The sequence below is a fragment of the Prosthecomicrobium sp. N25 genome (assembly GCF_037203705.1).
Classification (GTDB): Bacteria; Pseudomonadota; Alphaproteobacteria; order Rhizobiales; family Ancalomicrobiaceae; genus Prosthecodimorpha.
This window is the reverse complement of sequence record NZ_JBBCAT010000001.1, coordinates 1,475,001-1,490,714: the sequence shown is the minus strand read 5'-3', so window position 1 is coordinate 1,490,714 and position 15,714 is coordinate 1,475,001. Positions and strand designations below refer to the sequence as shown.

The following is a 15,714-nucleotide window of genomic DNA, read 5'->3' as shown; positions in this document are numbered from 1 at the left end:
TTGCGTCGTCACCTTCCGTTGCGATCTGCAATTGCTGAACGGGAGATACTTCATGTCTAAACCTCTGATCGTGATCGAAGGAGATTCGTGGGAGCGCCTGCCCAATTTCGGGGCCAAGTCGCTGCCCATCGTCGGCGGAACCGGCTACGACCTGGGCCGCGGACTGGAGGATCTCGGCTACCCGGTCGAGAACATCGCCTACTGGGGCGACACCATCGCGGAGATCTGGCGGATCAAGGACTACCGGAGGGCGCTGCGCGACACGGGCGCCAAGCATTTCCTCCTGGGCGGAGGCGGCAACGACCTTCTCGGCGAAGGCCGCCTGCAGACTTTCCTGCGGCTCTACGAAAAGGGCAGGAAGACGGAGGACTATTTCAAGCCCGGGTTCTACAAGGCCCTCGACGATGTCATGGACACTTACAAGCTGATTCTGCACGACGTCTACGACCGTCCCGAATTCCGGGACGTGACCGTCATCGTCCACGGCTACGACTACGCCAAGCCGATGAAGCTCGGCTGGATCGGGGAGCCGATGGCGATGCAGGGAATCGACGAGTACCATCCCAAGCTGCAAGACGCGCTCGTGAAGTACATGATCGACCACTTCAACGAGAGGCTGGCGGACCTGCGCCGCTACTGGCCGAAGCTCGTCCACGTCGACTTCAGGGGCATGGTCAAGGGCCGATGGCACGACGAGCTGCATCCGCGCAAGGAGGCCTTCGTCGATCTGGCGCTGCATCTGTCGCAATCGATCTGATCGGGTCGGGGCGCCGCGGCGAGTCCCCGGCACCCGATCCCATGCAGGCGCGGCCGCTCCCCGGGGGCGGCCGCTGTTTCCCGCCTTCAGGCCCGCGCCAGCGAGTCCAGGACCCGTGCCCAGGAGCGGATGCCCTTGTGGTAGGAGGTGACGTCGTACTTCTCGTTCGGCGAATGGATGCGGTCGTCGTCGAGGCCGAAGCCGATCATCAGGCTTTCCATGCCGAGCTGGCGCTTGAAGTTGCCGACGACCGGGATCGAGCCGCCGCCGCCGATCAGGACGGCGGGCTTGCCCCATTCGGCGGTGAGCGCCTCGCGGGCGCGGGCCAGGGCCGGGCTGTCGAAGCTCAGGGCAAGGCCAGGGCTGCCGCCGTGCGGGTGGAATTCGACCTTGGCGTCCGGGGGCAGGCAGGACCGGACATAGGCGCGGAAACCGTCGCGGATCCGCGCCGGGTCCTGGCCGACCACGAGGCGGAACGAGACCTTGGCGGAGGCCCGGGCAGGCAGCACCGTCTTGAAGCCCTCGCCCGTATAGCCTCCGACGATCCCGTTGAACTCGCAGGTCGGCCGCGCCCAGACCTGCTCGAGCACGGAGCGCCCCTTCTCGCCGGCGGGCGTGGACAGCCCGACCGGGCCGAGGAAGCTCTCCGCCGTGAGCCCGAGGGCGTTCCACTGGGCGGCCACGTCGGCCGGCAGGTCGGCGACGCCGTCGTAGAAGCCCGGCAGCGTGACCCTTCCGGCGTCGTCGTGAAGCCCGGCGAGAATGCGGGCCAGGATCCGGATCGGGTTGGCGGCGGGCCCGCCGAAGAGGCCGGAATGCAGGTCCCGGTCGGCGCACTGGACGACGACCTCTTCGCCGACCAGGCCGCGCAGGGTGGCGGTGATGGCCGGGGTCGAGGGGTTCCACATGTTGGTGTCGCAGACGAGCGCAAGGTCGCGGGCGAGTTCGGCCCTGTTGGCGTCCAGGAAGCCGGCGAGCGAGGGCGAGCCGGACTCCTCCTCGCCCTCGAGCAGGACGGTCACCCGGCAGGGCAGCGCCCCGGTCTCGGCCACGGTGGCGCGGGCGGCCTCCAGGAAGGTGAGGAGCTGGCCCTTGTCGTCGGCGGCGCCGCGGCCGACGATCATGCGCGTGCCGTCCGGCTTCTCGGCGATGCGCGGCTCGAAGGGCGGTGTCTCCCACAACGACAGCGGGTCGACGGGCTGCACGTCGTAGTGGCCGTAGAACAGCACGTGCGGCCCCTCGCGCTCCACCTTGCCGGTCCAGTGCGCGACCACCATCGGGTGGCCGGGCGTGGGGCGCACCGAGGCCTCGAAGCCGATCGCGGCGAGCTCGGCCCGGCACCATTCGGCGGCGCGGCGGACCTCGCCCGAAAAGGCCGGGTCGGTGGAGATCGAGGGGATCTTCACGAGGTCGAAGAGCCGCGACAGGGAGGCCTCGAAATCGGCATCGATGCGGGCGAGGACGGATTCGGTGTTCATGCGGGGAGTCACCTCTGAAAATGTTCACATCATGTAAAGTCGACCACGGTTGCCTTTTCGGCATCCGTCGGCCTCCAATGGGTATCCTGGCTTTCGAGCCTAGTCAGTCGGAGGGACGCCGTGCAATCCATCGGGCCAATTCTTCCGTTCTTCGGCCCGCTTCGGCGTCCCCTGACCGCGCGCTTGCCTAACGCCCCTTGAACAACCCGCCGAGGACGCCGCGGACGATCGCCTGGGTGATCTGGCGGCCGGCCGAGGAGGCGGCGGAGCGGGCGGCGGACTTGATGACCGATTCGGCCAGGGTGTCGCGCTGGCGGCCGCCGGACCGCGGCGCCGGGGTGCCGCCGCCTCCCGTGTTGAAGATGCCGTCCAGGATGCCGCCGAGGAGGCCGCCGCCGCCCGGGCCGGCGGAGGCGGTCGGGCCGGCGCCGGCCTCCGCCTTGCCGCGCAGCTTCTCGTAGGCGGAGACGCGGTCGACGACGTCGTCGTACTTGCCGGCGAGCGGCCCGGTGTTGACCACGGTGGCGCGCTCGGTCGGGTTCAGAGGCCCGACGCGCGCGGAGGGCGGGCGGATGAAGGTGCGCTCGACCATCGAGGGCGTGCCGCGGCCCTCCAGCGTGGAGACCAGGGCCTCGCCGACGCCGAGTTCGGTGATGGCCTGGGCCGTGTCGATCTTCGGGTTCTGTCGAAAAGTCTCCGCAGCGGCGCGCACGGCCTTCTGCTCGCGGGGCGTGAAGGCGCGGAGCGCGTGCTGGATGCGGTTGCCGAGCTGGGCCGAGACCTTGTCGGGCACGTCGAGCGGGTTCTGGGTGACGAAATAGACCCCGACGCCCTTGGAGCGGATCAGGCGGACGACCTGCTCGACCTTGTCGATCAGGACCGGCGGCGCCTCGTCGAACAGCAGGTGCGCCTCGTCGAAGAAGAAGACGAGCTTGGGCTTGTCGAGGTCGCCCACCTCCGGCAGTTCCTCGAAGAGCTCGGAGAGGAGCCAGAGCAGGAAGGTGGCGTAGAGGCGCGGGTTCGCCATCAGCTTGTCGGCGGCGAGGACGTTGACGGTGCCCCGGCCATCCGGCGCCTTCAGCATGAGGTCGGCAATGGCGAGGGCGGGCTCGCCGAAGAAGGCCTCGCCGCCCTGCTGCTCGAGCACGAGGAGCTGGCGCTGGATGGCGCCCACGGTCGCCTTGGAGACGTTGCCGTAATCGGTCGTCAGCTCGCCGGCGCGCTCGGCCACGTGGGAGAGGAGCGCCCGCAGGTCCTTCATGTCGAGGAGCAGCAGTCCCTCGTCGTCGGCGAGCTTGAAGGCGATGTTGAGGACGCCCTCCTGAGTCTCGTTGAGGCCCATCAGGCGGGCGAGCAGAAGCGGCCCCATCTCGGTGACGGTGGCGCGAATCGGATGGCCCTGCTCGCCGAAGAGGTCCCAGAAGACGACCGGGTACTTGCGCGGCTCCCAGTCGGCGAGGCCGATCAGCTCGCAGCGCTTGACCACCCAGTCCTTGGCCTCGCCGGGCGCAGCGACGCCTGACAGGTCGCCCTTGATGTCGGCCGCGAAGACGGGGACGCCGGCCTCCGAGAAGGCCTCGGCCATGACCTGCAGCGACACCGTCTTGCCGGTGCCGGTCGCTCCGGTGACGAGCCCGTGCCGGTTGGCGAGCCGCAACTCCAGATACTCGGGCTTGACGCTCTGCCCCAGGTAAATCTTGCCGTCGGCCGCCATGCGCGATCCCTCGCCTGCTGGGGACCGCCGCATCCGCCGACGCGCGCCCGCCCCTCTCGTGAGGTCTTTATAGGGGAGCCGGACGGCCCTGGAAACGCCGGTGGCCGGGGCACCTTGAGTCGGCCCCGCGCTCCATGTCACATACCCCGGCCGAAATGGAAGCGGAGTCGCGTGCGGTGCAGGAACTCGTCGAGCGGATCAGAACCGGCGTGGGGCTCGACGAGGACACCGCGACGCGCGCCGTCTCGATCATCCTCAACTTCCTGCGGGCGGAAGCGCCGCCGGAGGTCATGGCCGAGATCCTCGCCAAGATCCCGGAGGCCGACGCCCTGATGGCCGCGCCGGCGGTCGCCGAGGAGGGCGGGCGCGGCGGGATGCTGTCGACGATCGGGGGGCTGCTCGGCGGCCTCGTCGGCGGCGGGATGGGCGGCGTCATGGCGGCCTTCACGATGCTCACGGACGCGGGCCTGGACATGGATCAGGTGCAGGGGGTGACCCGCGAGGTGATCGCCTTCGCGCGGGAGCGGGCCGGGGACGCGCCGGTGGACGCGGTGCTCGGGTCGATCCCGGGACTGGCGCAATTCGCCGGTTGACGGCACGTTATAGGCGAGCGGAGCCGGGAGCCTCCGCCGATTCGGCTGAGAGGGAGAATGTCGATGTCGAGCTATCCGATTGCGAGCATCGAGGGCGTGGGTCCGGCCTACGCGGAGAAGCTGAAGACCGCGGGAATCACCAACACCGGGACGCTGCTCGATCGCGCCAAGGATCCCAAGGGGCGCAAGACCGTCGCCGCCGAGACCGGCATCGACGAGAGCCGCATCCTGAAATGGGCCAACATGTGCGACCTGATGCGGATCAAGGGCGTGGCCGAGGAGTATTCCGAGCTGCTCGAGGCCGCCGGCGTGGACACGGTCAAGGAACTCAAGACCCGCAAGCCCGAGAACCTGCATGCCAAGATGGTCGAGGTGAACGAGGCGAAGAAGCTCGTCCGGCTGGTGCCCAGCGCCAAGCAGGTCGCCGACTGGGTCGAGCAGGCCAAGTCCCTGCCGGCCATGATGACCTACTGAAGCTGTCGGTTGTTCCTCCGGGCGGACCGCCAACCGCCCGGACGCCCGCAGGGGCGAGGCAGCGGTCGAGCCTGCGGCGAGAGTTGGCGGCGCGGCGGTCGCGACGTCGCGGCGGAAAGGTCCGTCGCGAAGAGGAGCGTGCCGTCCGCGCGCTCGGACGAAACACCGGATAGATCGGGATCGGCTCGGAGATGGCCCAACGCGAAAAGCCGCGGGGCATGCCGGGCGATTGTGCCTTCGGCTGGAGATAACCAGTTGCGCCGGCCCGCCGCGGTCGGCCGCCGTCGTGAGACGAGAGTCCCGACGCGTTCGGGAACGGTAGACGTCATACCGGACCCGCGAAGGTCCCGACTTTCGGATCTGTCATCGCCGGGCTTGTACCGGCGCCCCACTTCACCAAGACCGAACGCCCGTCCTGGATGCCCGGGGCACGCCCGGACAGGGCAGACACTCAGACCCTGCAAGGGATTGAGATTTCGTGAGCCGGCTATCAGATGGCGATCTGGCCGTAGCGGAGCGCCTCGACGACCGTATGCGTCTTGTTGGAGGCGTTGAGCTTCTCGCTCGCGTTCTGAAGGTGGGCGTGGACGGTCCGCTGGGAGATCTCGAGCAGTTCGGCGATCTCGCTGGCCGTCTTGCCGATGGCGGTCAGTTCGAGGACCCGCCGCTCGCGCTCCGACAGGTCGCCCGGACGGCCTCCGTTGATGCGCCCGGTAACCTGCAGGCGCTTGAAGGCGGCCACGCAATAATACTCCAGGGCCATGCGCTCGACCGCCGTGAGTTCGATCGCCGGACCGGCGATGACGATGCAGCCCTGGAAGGGGTGAAGGTCGTGGATCGGGATCGCGACGACGGTGGCGGCGGAGCCGGCCGCGTCGATCAGTTCGGAGGGACCGATTCGATTCGGCCTGCCGGTCCCTTCCGAGTCGTCGTCGATGACGAGCCCCCCGCGGATGACGAAGGAGCGGCGCGCAGCCAGGCACCGTGTCAGCACGGCGTCGCCCGACTCGAGTCCGAGCAGATAGCCGTCGTTGCGCAGATCGGGCCAGGATATCCGAAGAATGAGCTTGTTCACCGGACGATGGGGCAGCGGGAGGCCGGTGAGCACCACATGGGTCGCGCCGAACTGCCGGAGCCTGCGTTCCAGCAGGTCCAATACCCTGTCCGACTCGCGTATGTCGGCGAGGGTTCTCGCTTCTTCGAAGATACCCTCACATCGTTCTATATCGTTCATATCGCACAGTTCTCGTGTCTTCCGCCGCACGCCCAACTGAAGCTACATTCTCGCGATGTTCAATTGTCGAAAGTGACGGTGTCAGGCTGGAGAGGGGGCCTGCGACCATCGATCAGTTTTGCCTTCCGACTCAAAGCTCTAAAACCGTGCTGCCATCAGAGGGGAGCCCCCCCGGCACTCGGTTCAACCAGTGCGTATTCGCTCGCCACAATCTGACGTTACTCAGAAAACTCAAATAATCTCAGGCAGCAAAATGGAATGAGGAGCGTACCTTAGTGTATAGCGGATTGGCTCAAAGTATTGTTGACGACCACCTACCCATAGGCATATCCACACCCCTGCACATCCGCCAGTGACCGGAGAAGCGCCTTGACCCGTCAGTTCCCTCCTCTTGCTCAAGACTTCTTGGTGCGCGACGAAGCGGCCTGGCACTCCGCCGTTCTCCGGACCCTGAAGAATGTATCATTAGAAAAATTGCGGAGCATTTCTCCGGATGGCCTATCCGTGGAACCCCTCTATGCGTCAGCCCGCCACGCCCTCGCCCTCGAAGGGCGACCCGCCGGAGCCCCCTGGACGATCGTGCAGCGGATCGAGATTCCGGACCCGGGCCAAGCGAATGCGGTGATTCTCGCTGACCTGGAGGGCGGTGCGGGCGGTCTCGAACTGGTCTTCGCCGGCTCCGCGACGGCGCGCCCGCATGCCATCGCGGCGACGGATGCGGACTCCCTCGGCGCCCTCCTGGACGGCGTCTACCTCGATATCGTCAGCCTGCGCGTCGACAGCGGCGAAAGCACGGCGGCGGTCGCGGCAAGCATCGAGGCCGTGGCGGCCGCACGCGGCGTCGGCGCCGGCGCCCTGGACCTCGCCCTGGCCTTCGACCCGCTCGGCTTCCTGGCGGCCTCGGGCGCGATCGCGACCGCGCCGGCGGAGCATGTTCGGCACGCCGGGCGGATCGGCGCGGCTCGGCTCGCGAACCGCGGACGGGGGACCGTGCTGGAGGCGGACGGACGCCATTGGCACGATGCCGGCGCCACCGAGGCGCAGGAACTCGCGGCCGTGCTGGCCACCGCGACCGCCTATTGGCGCGGCCTGGAGGCCGAGGGGATCGCCCCGGAGGCGGCGATCCGGCTGGTGGGCGTGACGCTCGCGGCCGATCAGGACCAGTTCCGGACCATCGCTAAGTTCCGGGCCCTGCGGAAGCTCTGGACGCGCCTGCAGCAGGCCGCCGGCATCGACCCCGCCCCCGTGCGGCTCCACGCCCAGACGTCGTGGCGGTCCATGAGCCGGGTCGGACCGCACGTGAACCTGCTGAGGAGCACCATCGCGGGATTCGCGGCCGGCATCGGCGGCGCCGATTCGGTTACCGTCCTGCCCTTCACGTCGGCGAACGGATTGCCGGACGGCTTCGCCCGGCGGCTCGCGCGCAACACGCAGTCGATCCTGCTGGAGGAATCCAACCTCGCGCGCGTCGCCGATCCGGCCGCCGGATCCGGCCTCGTCGAGGCGGAAACCGACGGTCTCGCGGCGCGGGCCTGGAGCCTCTTCCAGGAGATCGAGGCGGAGGGCGGCATGGCGGCGGCGCTCGCGAGCGGCCGCTGGCAGGAGCGGGTCGCGTCCGCGGCCGCCGACCGCGCCAAGGCGGTCGCGCGCCGCAAGCAGCCGCTGACCGGCGCCAGCGAGTTCCCCGACATCGCCGAACAGGCCGTCCCGATCCTGGAGGAGGCGCCGGCCCCGGCGGCCCCGGCGGTCGCGACGCCGGCCGCGATCGTCCGTCCGCTTCCGCCCCGGCGGCTGTCCGAACCGTTCGAGGCCTTGCGCGCGGCGAGCGACCGGACCCTCGCGGAGACCGGGCGGCGGCCGCGCATCTTCCTCGCCAACCTCGGGCGGATCGCCGACTTCAACACGCGATCGACCTGGGCGCGGAACCTGTTCGAGGCCGGGGGGATCGAGGCCGTGACGAACGACGGATTTGCATCCCTGGACGAGCTTGTGGCCGCGTTCCGTGCCGCGGGCACGCCGGGCGCCTGCCTGTGCTCCTCCGACGCGGTCTACGGGCAAGCGGCCGCCGAGGCTGCCGCCGCGCTCCGGGCGGCAGGAGCCGGTCCCCTGCTCCTCGCCGGACGACCAGCGGACGCGGCCGCGGAGGCGGCCTACGCGGCGTCCGGGATCGACGGCTTCGTGCAGGCGGGGATGGACGTTCTCGCCGCGCTCGGCACGCTCCAGGAGCGGCTCGCCGCCGCGGCCCCCGCGACGAAGAGCTAGAGCAACCGGCGGTCCCGGCGCGGCGGCGGCGGTGCTAGAATGCAGGCTTGGTCGAGTGGGCCGCCCGGTGGCGCTGCCCCTTCAGAACGCGATCCACGAGGATGTCCGCATGAGCCGGATCCCGGACTTCAGCCAGATCCCCTTCGACCCTGCCGCGGCCACGCTCGCGGCCGGAGCCGGCTCCGCGGAGGCGTGGATGACGCCGGAAGGGATCCCCGTGGCGCCCGTGTACGGCCCGGAGGACATCGCCGGGCTCGACTTCGTCGACACCTGGCCGGGGCTGCCGCCGTTCCTGCGCGGGCCGTACCCGACCATGTACGTGAACCAGCCCTGGACGATCCGGCAGTATGCCGGCTTCTCGACGGCGGAGGACTCCAACGCCTTCTACCGGCGCAACCTGGCGGCCGGCCAGAAGGGACTGTCGGTCGCCTTCGACCTCGCCACTCACCGGGGCTACGATTCCGACCACCCGCGGGTGACGGGCGACGTCGGCATGGCGGGCGTGGCGATCGACTCGATCTACGACATGCGCACACTCTTCTCGGGAATCCCGCTCGACCAGATGAGCGTGTCGATGACCATGAACGGCGCGGTGCTGCCGATCCTGGCGCTCTTCATCGTGGCGGCTGAGGAACAGGGTGTCCCGCAGGAGAAGCTTTCGGGGACCATCCAGAACGACATCCTGAAGGAGTTCATGGTCCGCAACACCTACATCTATCCGCCGGCGCCCTCGATGCGCATCATCTCGGACATCTTCGCCTACACGTCGAAGACAATGCCGAAGTTCAACTCGATCTCGATCTCCGGCTACCACATGCAGGAGGCCGGGGCGACGGCGGACCTGGAGCTCGCCTACACGCTGGCGGACGGAATCGAATACATTCGCGCCGGCATCGCGGCCGGCATGCCGGTCGACAGCTTCGCGCCGCGCCTGTCGTTCTTCTGGGCGATCGGCATGAACTTCTTCATGGAGGTCGCCAAGCTGCGCGCCGCGCGCCTGCTCTGGGCGAAGCTCGTGAAGCAGCATTTCGATCCGAAGGACGAGCGCTCGCTGTCGCTCAGGACCCATTCGCAGACGTCCGGCTGGTCGCTCACCGCCCAGGACGTGTACAACAACGTCGTACGCACCTGTGTCGAGGCGATGGCAGCGACACAAGGCCACACCCAGTCGTTGCATACCAACGCACTCGACGAAGCCCTGGCGCTGCCGACCGACTTCTCGGCCCGGATCGCCCGCAACACGCAGATCGTGTTGCAGCAGGAGAGCGGGACGACGCGGACGATCGACCCGTGGGGCGGCTCCTTCTACGTGGAGCGGTTGACCGGCGAACTCGCCCTGAAGGCCCTCCAGCACATCGAGGAGGTCGAGGGGCTCGGCGGCATGGCGAAGGCCATCGAGGCCGGCATCCCGAAGCTGCGGATCGAGGAGGCGGCCGCGAAGACGCAGGCGCGCATCGATTCCGGCGCGCAGACCGTGGTCGGCGTCAACAAGTACAAGCCCGACACCGAGCAGCCGATCGACGTGCTCAAGGTGGACAACTCCGCCGTGCGGGCGACTCAGATCGAAAAGCTGAAGCGGCTCAGGGCCGAGCGGGACGAGGCGCGGACGCAAGCGGCGCTCGACGCCCTGACGGCCGCGGCCGCATCGGGAACCGGGAACCTCCTCGATCTTTCGGTCCAGGCGGCGCGCGCCAAGGCGACCGTCGGGGAGATCAGCCTGGCGATGGAGAAGGTCTTCGGCCGGCACAAGGCGGAGATCCGGTCGATCCAGGGCGTCTACAAGCGGGAGGTCGCCAAGATGAGCGACGCGGTCGATCGGGTCCTGAAGCGGGTCGAGGCCTTCGAGGAGAACGACGGACGGCGGCCGCGCATCCTGGTCGCCAAGATGGGCCAGGACGGGCACGACCGCGGCCAGAAGGTGATCGCCTCCGCGTTCGCGGACCTGGGCTTCGACGTCGACATCGGGCCCCTCTTCGCCACCCCCGAGGAGGCGGCGCGGCAGGCGGTCGAGAACGACGTCCACATCGTCGGCGTCTCGTCGCTCGCGGCCGGCCACCTGACGCTGGTGCCGGCCCTTAAGGCGGCCCTGGAGGCGCGCGGGCGCGGCGACATCATGATCGTGGTCGGCGGCGTGATCCCGCCGCAGGACTACGACACGCTCCTGGCCGCCGGGGCGAGCGCAATCTTCCCCCCCGGGACAGTGGTCGCAGACGCCGCCGAGAAGCTGGTGCACGAGCTGAACGCCCGGCTCGGCTATGCGGAGCGCCAGGCCGCGGAGTGACCGCGGCGGCTCGCCGTTGTCGGTGGGTGCCGGCGGGCCTATGATGGTAGATACCGAACGAGGCCTCTACCATGCTGAACATCAAGCGTCCCGAGACCTACGAACTGGCGAAGGCGGTCGCGGAACGCACCGGCCAGTCGCTGACCGACGCCGTCACCGAGGCGCTGAGGGACAAGCTGAAGACCCTGGAAGACGACAAAGAGCGGGACATCAAGAAAAGGGTCGCGAGTCTCCTCGAGCATGCGAGGCTGTGGCGCGAGGCGATGGGGCCGGACCTGCCGACACGCGAAGAGATCGATGCGCAGATCTATGACGAGGACGGCTTGCCCCGATGATCGTCGACACCTCGGCGATCATGGCGATCCTGCTCAATGAGAAGGAGGCCGTCGCCTTCGCGGAGCTGGTGGCAAACGATGCGCATCCCCGCATGTCGGCCGGCAATCACGTCGAACTTGTCGTCACAGTGACGCGCCGAGACCGTCCGATCGCCTGGGACCATGTCGCCGGGGTGCTGAACGACCTGCGCCTCGTCATCGAGCCCGTCACGGTGGAACAGGCTGCGCTCGCCCGCTCCGCCTACCTGACCTACGGCCGCGGGCAGCACCCGGCTCGTCTGAATTTCGGAGACTGTTTCGCCTACGCTCTTGCCAAGGCGACCGGCGAGCCTCTTCTCTACAAGGGGGACGACTTCGGGCTGACGGATGTGAAGAGCGCCCTATGACAACGACGTACCGGGTCCGGCTGGGGGCCATCCTCCTCGCCGGAGCCGTTGTGGGGCCGCCGGCGCGCGGCGACGAGGCCCCCGAAACGATCCGGGAGGCGACGGCGGCCGCCACCATTCTGGTCGAGGTCGACCCGGCGATCCTGCAGGTCCCCAAGCTTTCGACTCGCATCCGTCGCGAGGTGACGCGGTCCGTCGCGGCCTGGAAGGCAGAGGCGGAGGCCGAGCGGGCGAACAACCCGGAGGCGTTCCGGGACGGCCGGCGCTGGAGCTTCGAGCAGAGCTACCGCCTCCGCTTCGCCTCGACCCGCTGGGTTTCGGTCGGCGTCACCACGGAGGCCTACACGGGCGGTGCGCACGGCGCGACCGCCTTTGAGGCCATAAACTGGGACAAGGCCCGGGAGACGCGCTTCGGGCTCGGCGAGATCCTCACCGAGACCCGGTCGGGCGGCCCCGCGCTCACGGCGCTGGCGGCCGGGCTGCGCAAGGCGGTGATGGCGGAGAAGGCCGAGCGCGGCGTCGAGACCGCCGGCCGGGAGGAGGACATCGCGGCCGCCTTGCCGGCCGACGCCTCGGAACTCCCGCCCTTCACGCTGGAGCCGGCTGGTAAGGCCGGCAAGGCGACCGGACTGCGATTCGCCATCGAGCACTACCTCGTCGGGTCCTATGCGGAAGGCACCTACTCGGTCGTGGTCCCGACCGGGGCGTTCGTCCGCTTCATCCGGCCGGAGATGCGGGGCCTCTTCGTCGGCGGCGAGCGGTAGACGGGACGCCTGCACGCGCGGGGCGGTCATACCCGTCGCCAGAAGTCCCCACCTCTCGATCTGTCATTGCCGGACTTGTTCCGGCAATCCGCTTCACGAGGCCGAGCCCTCGCCGTGGATGCCCGGAACAAGTCCGGGCATGACAGAAACCGAGGTCGTGAAAGAGGTCGGGACTTCGCGAGCCGGGGCTCACACGGTGATCTGCTGGCCCAACTCGACGACGCGGCCGGACGGGATGGCGTAGAAGTCGGTGGCGTTGGCGGCGTCCTTGGACATGGAGATGAAGATCCGGTCCTGCCAGACGGGCATGCCGGAGGTCGCCGAGATGCGGAAGGTGCGGCGGGCGACGAAGAAGGTGGTCGCCATGATGTCGAACTTCAGGCCGAGCTTGCGGCACTGGGCGAGCGCCTTGGGGATGTTGGGCTGCTCCATGTAGCCGTAGGTGAGCAGGAGGCGCGTGAAGTCGTCGGTCAGCTTGTCGATGGTGATGCGGCCCTCGTCGGGCACCGTCGGCGTGGTCGCGGTCCTGACCGTCAGGATGATGTTCTTGGCGTGCAGCACGTTGTTGTGCTTCAGGTTGTGGAGGAGAGCCGGCGGGGCGGTCTCCGGGTCGCTCGTCAGGAACACTGCGGTGCCGGGCGGCCGGAACGGTTTCGAGCGCTCCAGCATGCGCACTACGTTGGTGAGGGGGACGCTGTCGCGGCGGGACTTCTCGAAGACGATGCGGGTGCCGCGCACCCAGGTCCACATGCAGGTGACCAGGAAGGCGGCCAGGCAGAGCGGGAGCCAGGCCCCGTCGAACAGCTTCAGCAGGTTGGCGGCCAGGAAGGTCAGCTCGATGACGAGGAAGGGCGCCACGACCGCGCCGACGATCGCCAGCGGCCAGCGCCAGACCTTCCAGAGGACGAAGGTGGCGAGGCAGCTCGTGATGACCATGTCCCCCGTGACGGCGATGCCGTAGGCGGAGGCCAGGCTCGACGAGTTCTTGAAGAGGACCACGAGCAGGAGCACGCCGGTCAGGAGCATCCAGTTGACGCGCGGCATGTAGATCTGGCCGGCCTGGGTCTCCGAGGTGTGGCGGATCTCGAAGCGCGGCAGGAGGCCGAGCTGGACGGCCTGCCGGGTGACCGAGAAGGCGCCGGAGATGACGGCCTGGCTGGCGATGACGGTCGCCACCGTGGCCAGGATCACGAAGGGCAACGTCAGCCAGCCGGGGACGAGCAGGAAGAACGGGTTCTCCATCGCCTCCGGGTGGGCGAGCACGAGCGCGCCCTGGCCGAGGTAGTTGAGCGCGAGCGACGGGAAGACCAGGCCGAACCAGGCGAACTGGATCGGCTTGCGGCCGAAATGGCCCATGTCGGCATAGAGCGCCTCGGCCCCCGTGACGGCCAGGAAGACCGAGCCGAGGACGACGAAGCCGATGATGCCGTGGTCGAGCAGGAAGAAGAGGGCGTGGCGCGGGTCGAAGGCGAGGAAGATGGCCGGGTCGTCGGAGATGTGCGACAGGCCGGCCGCCGCCATCGCGAAGAACCAGACGGCGGTGATCGGGCCGAAGAAGACCGCGACCGCGCCGGTCCCGCGCGGCTGCACGGCGAAGAGGCCGACCAGGATCACAATGGTGATGGGCAGCACGTAGGGCTCGAAGACCGGGGTGACGAGCTTCAGGCCCTCCACGGCCGAGAGCACCGAGATGGCCGGGGTGATGATCGAATCGCCGTAGAACAGCGAGGCGCCGAGGGCGGCGAGAACGAGGATGAAGATCGAGTCGCGTCCGACCGCGCCCTGCACCAGGGCGAGGAGCGAGAGGATGCCGCCCTCGCCCTTGTTGTCGGCGCGCATGAGGAAGAGGACGTACTTGATCGTCACGATGACGATCAGCGCCCAGAGGAGCAGCGAGACGACGCCGAGCACCTCCTCCCGGGTCAGCCCGTCGGCCGCCGCATGGACGAGGGACTCGCGCAGCGCGTAGAGCGGGCTGGTGCCGATGTCGCCGTAGACGACGCCGATCGAGCCGAGCATCAGGGTGAAGAGGGAGCCATGGGACCCTTGGCCGCCGTGGGCGTCCTTGCCGGGAGCCGGCGCGGCGGGGTGGTCTGAGCCGGGCGGGAGCGCCGGCTTCTCGGAGGTCGCTTCGTCCGTCATCCGAAACCTGCTGCCGCACCGGGGGTCACCGGCGACCCCGGCTCGATGGGCGCGTGGTTCTACGCCGCACCGCCGACACAAACAAGACCACGACGACGCAGCGAAAGCGAGCCCCGCCTAACGGACGCCCTTCGCTCAGGTCCTTGTCAGACAACTGGCGAGCGCTTAGCCTCCCCGGGTCACAACACGAGCGGCGGGCACGGACCCGCCGCCGGCAGGAAACGAAACGAGGAGAGGTCATCCATGTCCAGGATCAGCCGACGCAGCTTCATGGCGACCGCCGCCGCGACCGGTGCCACCGCGGGGCTCGGGCTCCGCGCGGCCGGCGCACAGGAGACCTACCCGAACCGCCCGGTCACCCTGGTGGTGCCGTGGGGCGCGGGGGGCGGCACGGACGCGACGGCGCGGATCGTCGCCTCGCTCCTGGAGAGGGACCTCGGGCAGCCCTTCAACGTCGTGAACCGGACCGGCGGGTCGGGCGTGGTCGGGCACTCGGCGATCGCCACCGCGGCGCCGGACGGCTACACGATCGGGATGATCACGGTCGAGATCTCCATGATGCACTGGCAGGGGCTGACGGAGCTCGACCCGAAAAGCTACACGCCGCTGGCGCTGATGAACTCGGACCCGCCCGGCGTCCAGGTGAAGGGCGACGCGCCCTGGAAGACCGTCAAGGAACTCGCCGACCACATCAAGGCGAACCCGGGCAAGCTCAAGGCCTCCGGCACCGGCCAAGGCGGCATCTGGCACCTGGCGCTGGTCGGCTGGCTGAAGGCCATGGGCCTCGACGCGAACGCGGTGCCGTGGGTGCCCTCGAACGGGGCGGCGCCGGCCATGCAGGACCTGGCGGCGGGCGGGCTCGACATCGTCACCTGCTCGGTGCCGGAAGGGCGCGCGATGATCGACGCCGGCAAGGCCCGGAGCCTCGCCATCATGGCGCCCGCGCGCAATCCGCAGTTCCCGGACGTGCCGACGCTCAAGGAGGCGCTCGGGATCGACTTCACGATCGGCGCCTGGCGCGGCATCGCCGGGCCCAAGGGCCTGCCGCAGCCGGTCCAGGCCCGGCTCGTGGCCGCCCTCGACAAGGCCTACAAGTCGGCCGAGTTCCAGGACTTCATGAAGAACCGCGGCTTCGGCACCGTGTGGGCCGATCCGCAGGCCTTCGCCAAGTTCATGGCCGAGGGCGACGCCCAGATGGGCGAGAGCATGAAGGCCGCGGGTCTCGCCAAGACCTGACGCCCATCCGAAGCTCCGGGGCGCGCGGGCGGGTCCGCGCGTTCCCCCTCCCCGCACC

At 69.0% G+C, this 15,714-nt stretch carries 13 protein-coding genes; 9 read left to right on the top strand and 4 right to left on the bottom strand.

The window, feature by feature from the left end:
* Nucleotides 1-52 precede the first annotated feature (52 nt).
* Nucleotides 53-757 (top strand): hypothetical protein, encoded by a 705-nt coding sequence (locus WBG79_RS06715; protein WP_337356334.1) that lies wholly within the window; start codon nucleotides 53-55, stop codon nucleotides 755-757.
* Nucleotides 758-843: 86 nt separating this feature from the next.
* Here WBG79_RS06715 and WBG79_RS06710 read toward each other — a convergent pair whose 3' ends face one another.
* Both WBG79_RS06710 and WBG79_RS06705 read right to left on the bottom strand, forming a co-directional pair.
* Complete coding sequence (locus WBG79_RS06710; protein WP_337356333.1) at nucleotides 844-2,235, bottom strand: M20/M25/M40 family metallo-hydrolase; 1,392 nt, start codon at nucleotides 2,233-2,235, stop codon at nucleotides 844-846.
* 187 nt (nucleotides 2,236-2,422) lie between these two features.
* Nucleotides 2,423-3,949 (bottom strand): helicase HerA-like domain-containing protein, encoded by a 1,527-nt coding sequence (locus WBG79_RS06705; RefSeq protein WP_337356332.1) that lies wholly within the window; start codon nucleotides 3,947-3,949, stop codon nucleotides 2,423-2,425.
* Between the two features lie 134 nt (nucleotides 3,950-4,083).
* Here WBG79_RS06705 and WBG79_RS06700 point away from each other — a divergent pair, with 134 nt between their 5' ends.
* Complete coding sequence (locus WBG79_RS06700; RefSeq protein WP_337356331.1) at nucleotides 4,084-4,542, top strand: DUF2780 domain-containing protein; 459 nt, start codon at nucleotides 4,084-4,086, stop codon at nucleotides 4,540-4,542.
* A 63-nt stretch (nucleotides 4,543-4,605) separates the two neighbouring features.
* A complete protein-coding gene (locus tag WBG79_RS06695) occupies nucleotides 4,606-5,016 on the top strand; it encodes a DUF4332 domain-containing protein (RefSeq protein WP_337356330.1) in 411 nt (136 codons plus the stop codon).
* A 490-nt stretch (nucleotides 5,017-5,506) separates the two neighbouring features.
* Here WBG79_RS06695 and WBG79_RS06690 read toward each other — a convergent pair whose 3' ends face one another.
* A complete protein-coding gene (locus WBG79_RS06690) occupies nucleotides 5,507-6,172 on the bottom strand; it encodes a helix-turn-helix transcriptional regulator (RefSeq protein ID WP_337356329.1) in 666 nt (221 codons plus the stop codon).
* Between the two features lie 582 nt (nucleotides 6,173-6,754).
* Between WBG79_RS06690 and WBG79_RS06685 the strand changes: the two genes are divergently transcribed.
* The 5 genes from WBG79_RS06685 to WBG79_RS06665 all read left to right on the top strand — a co-directional run bounded on the left by WBG79_RS06685 (nucleotide 6,755) and on the right by WBG79_RS06665 (nucleotide 12,278).
* Nucleotides 6,755-8,512 (top strand): methylmalonyl-CoA mutase family protein, encoded by a 1,758-nt coding sequence (locus WBG79_RS06685; RefSeq protein ID WP_337356328.1) that lies wholly within the window; start codon nucleotides 6,755-6,757, stop codon nucleotides 8,510-8,512.
* A 109-nt stretch (nucleotides 8,513-8,621) separates the two neighbouring features.
* Nucleotides 8,622-10,793 (top strand): methylmalonyl-CoA mutase, encoded by a 2,172-nt coding sequence (scpA, locus tag WBG79_RS06680; protein ID WP_337356327.1) that lies wholly within the window; start codon nucleotides 8,622-8,624, stop codon nucleotides 10,791-10,793.
* Between the two features lie 71 nt (nucleotides 10,794-10,864).
* Nucleotides 10,865-11,128 carry a type II toxin-antitoxin system VapB family antitoxin gene (locus WBG79_RS06675; protein ID WP_337356326.1) on the top strand — a complete coding sequence of 88 codons (264 nt, stop codon included), beginning with the start codon at nucleotides 10,865-10,867 and terminating at the stop codon, nucleotides 11,126-11,128.
* Nucleotides 11,125-11,514 carry a type II toxin-antitoxin system VapC family toxin gene (locus tag WBG79_RS06670; RefSeq protein WP_337356325.1) on the top strand — a complete coding sequence of 130 codons (390 nt, stop codon included), beginning with the start codon at nucleotides 11,125-11,127 and terminating at the stop codon, nucleotides 11,512-11,514. Before WBG79_RS06675 ends, WBG79_RS06670 begins: the two co-directional genes overlap by 4 nt.
* Complete coding sequence (locus tag WBG79_RS06665) at nucleotides 11,511-12,278, top strand: PdaC/SigV domain-containing protein (RefSeq protein ID WP_337356324.1); 768 nt, start codon at nucleotides 11,511-11,513, stop codon at nucleotides 12,276-12,278. Before WBG79_RS06670 ends, WBG79_RS06665 begins: the two co-directional genes overlap by 4 nt.
* A gap of 189 nt (nucleotides 12,279-12,467) precedes the next feature.
* Here WBG79_RS06665 and WBG79_RS06660 read toward each other — a convergent pair whose 3' ends face one another.
* A complete protein-coding gene (locus WBG79_RS06660; protein WP_443147409.1) occupies nucleotides 12,468-14,420 on the bottom strand; it encodes a potassium transporter Kup in 1,953 nt (650 codons plus the stop codon).
* Nucleotides 14,421-14,663: 243 nt separating this feature from the next.
* Here WBG79_RS06660 and WBG79_RS06655 point away from each other — a divergent pair, with 243 nt between their 5' ends.
* Nucleotides 14,664-15,656, top strand: coding sequence for a tripartite tricarboxylate transporter substrate binding protein (locus WBG79_RS06655; protein WP_337356323.1), 993 nt, complete (start codon nucleotides 14,664-14,666; stop codon nucleotides 15,654-15,656).
* The last annotated feature ends 58 nt before the right edge of the window (nucleotides 15,657-15,714 follow it).

Excerpts from the sequence above, each read along its gene's own strand:
- WBG79_RS06710 (WP_337356333.1), bottom strand. The coding sequence starts at position 2,235 with ATGAACACCGAATCCGTCCTCGCCCGCATCGATGCCGATTTCGAGGCC.
- WBG79_RS06675 (WP_337356326.1), top strand. The coding sequence starts at position 10,865 with ATGCTGAACATCAAGCGTCCCGAGACCTACGAACTGGCGAAGGCGGTC.
- scpA (WP_337356327.1), top strand. The coding sequence starts at position 8,622 with ATGAGCCGGATCCCGGACTTCAGCCAGATCCCCTTCGACCCTGCCGCG.
- WBG79_RS06655 (WP_337356323.1), top strand. The coding sequence starts at position 14,664 with ATGTCCAGGATCAGCCGACGCAGCTTCATGGCGACCGCCGCCGCGACC.
- WBG79_RS06670 (WP_337356325.1), top strand. The coding sequence starts at position 11,125 with ATGATCGTCGACACCTCGGCGATCATGGCGATCCTGCTCAATGAGAAG.
- WBG79_RS06665 (WP_337356324.1), top strand. The coding sequence starts at position 11,511 with ATGACAACGACGTACCGGGTCCGGCTGGGGGCCATCCTCCTCGCCGGA.
- WBG79_RS06695 (WP_337356330.1), top strand. The coding sequence starts at position 4,606 with ATGTCGAGCTATCCGATTGCGAGCATCGAGGGCGTGGGTCCGGCCTAC.
- WBG79_RS06715 (WP_337356334.1), top strand. The coding sequence starts at position 53 with ATGTCTAAACCTCTGATCGTGATCGAAGGAGATTCGTGGGAGCGCCTG.
- WBG79_RS06700 (WP_337356331.1), top strand. The coding sequence starts at position 4,084 with ATGTCACATACCCCGGCCGAAATGGAAGCGGAGTCGCGTGCGGTGCAG.
- WBG79_RS06705 (WP_337356332.1), bottom strand. The coding sequence starts at position 3,949 with ATGGCGGCCGACGGCAAGATTTACCTGGGGCAGAGCGTCAAGCCCGAG.
- WBG79_RS06660 (WP_443147409.1), bottom strand. The coding sequence starts at position 14,420 with ATGACGGACGAAGCGACCTCCGAGAAGCCGGCGCTCCCGCCCGGCTCA.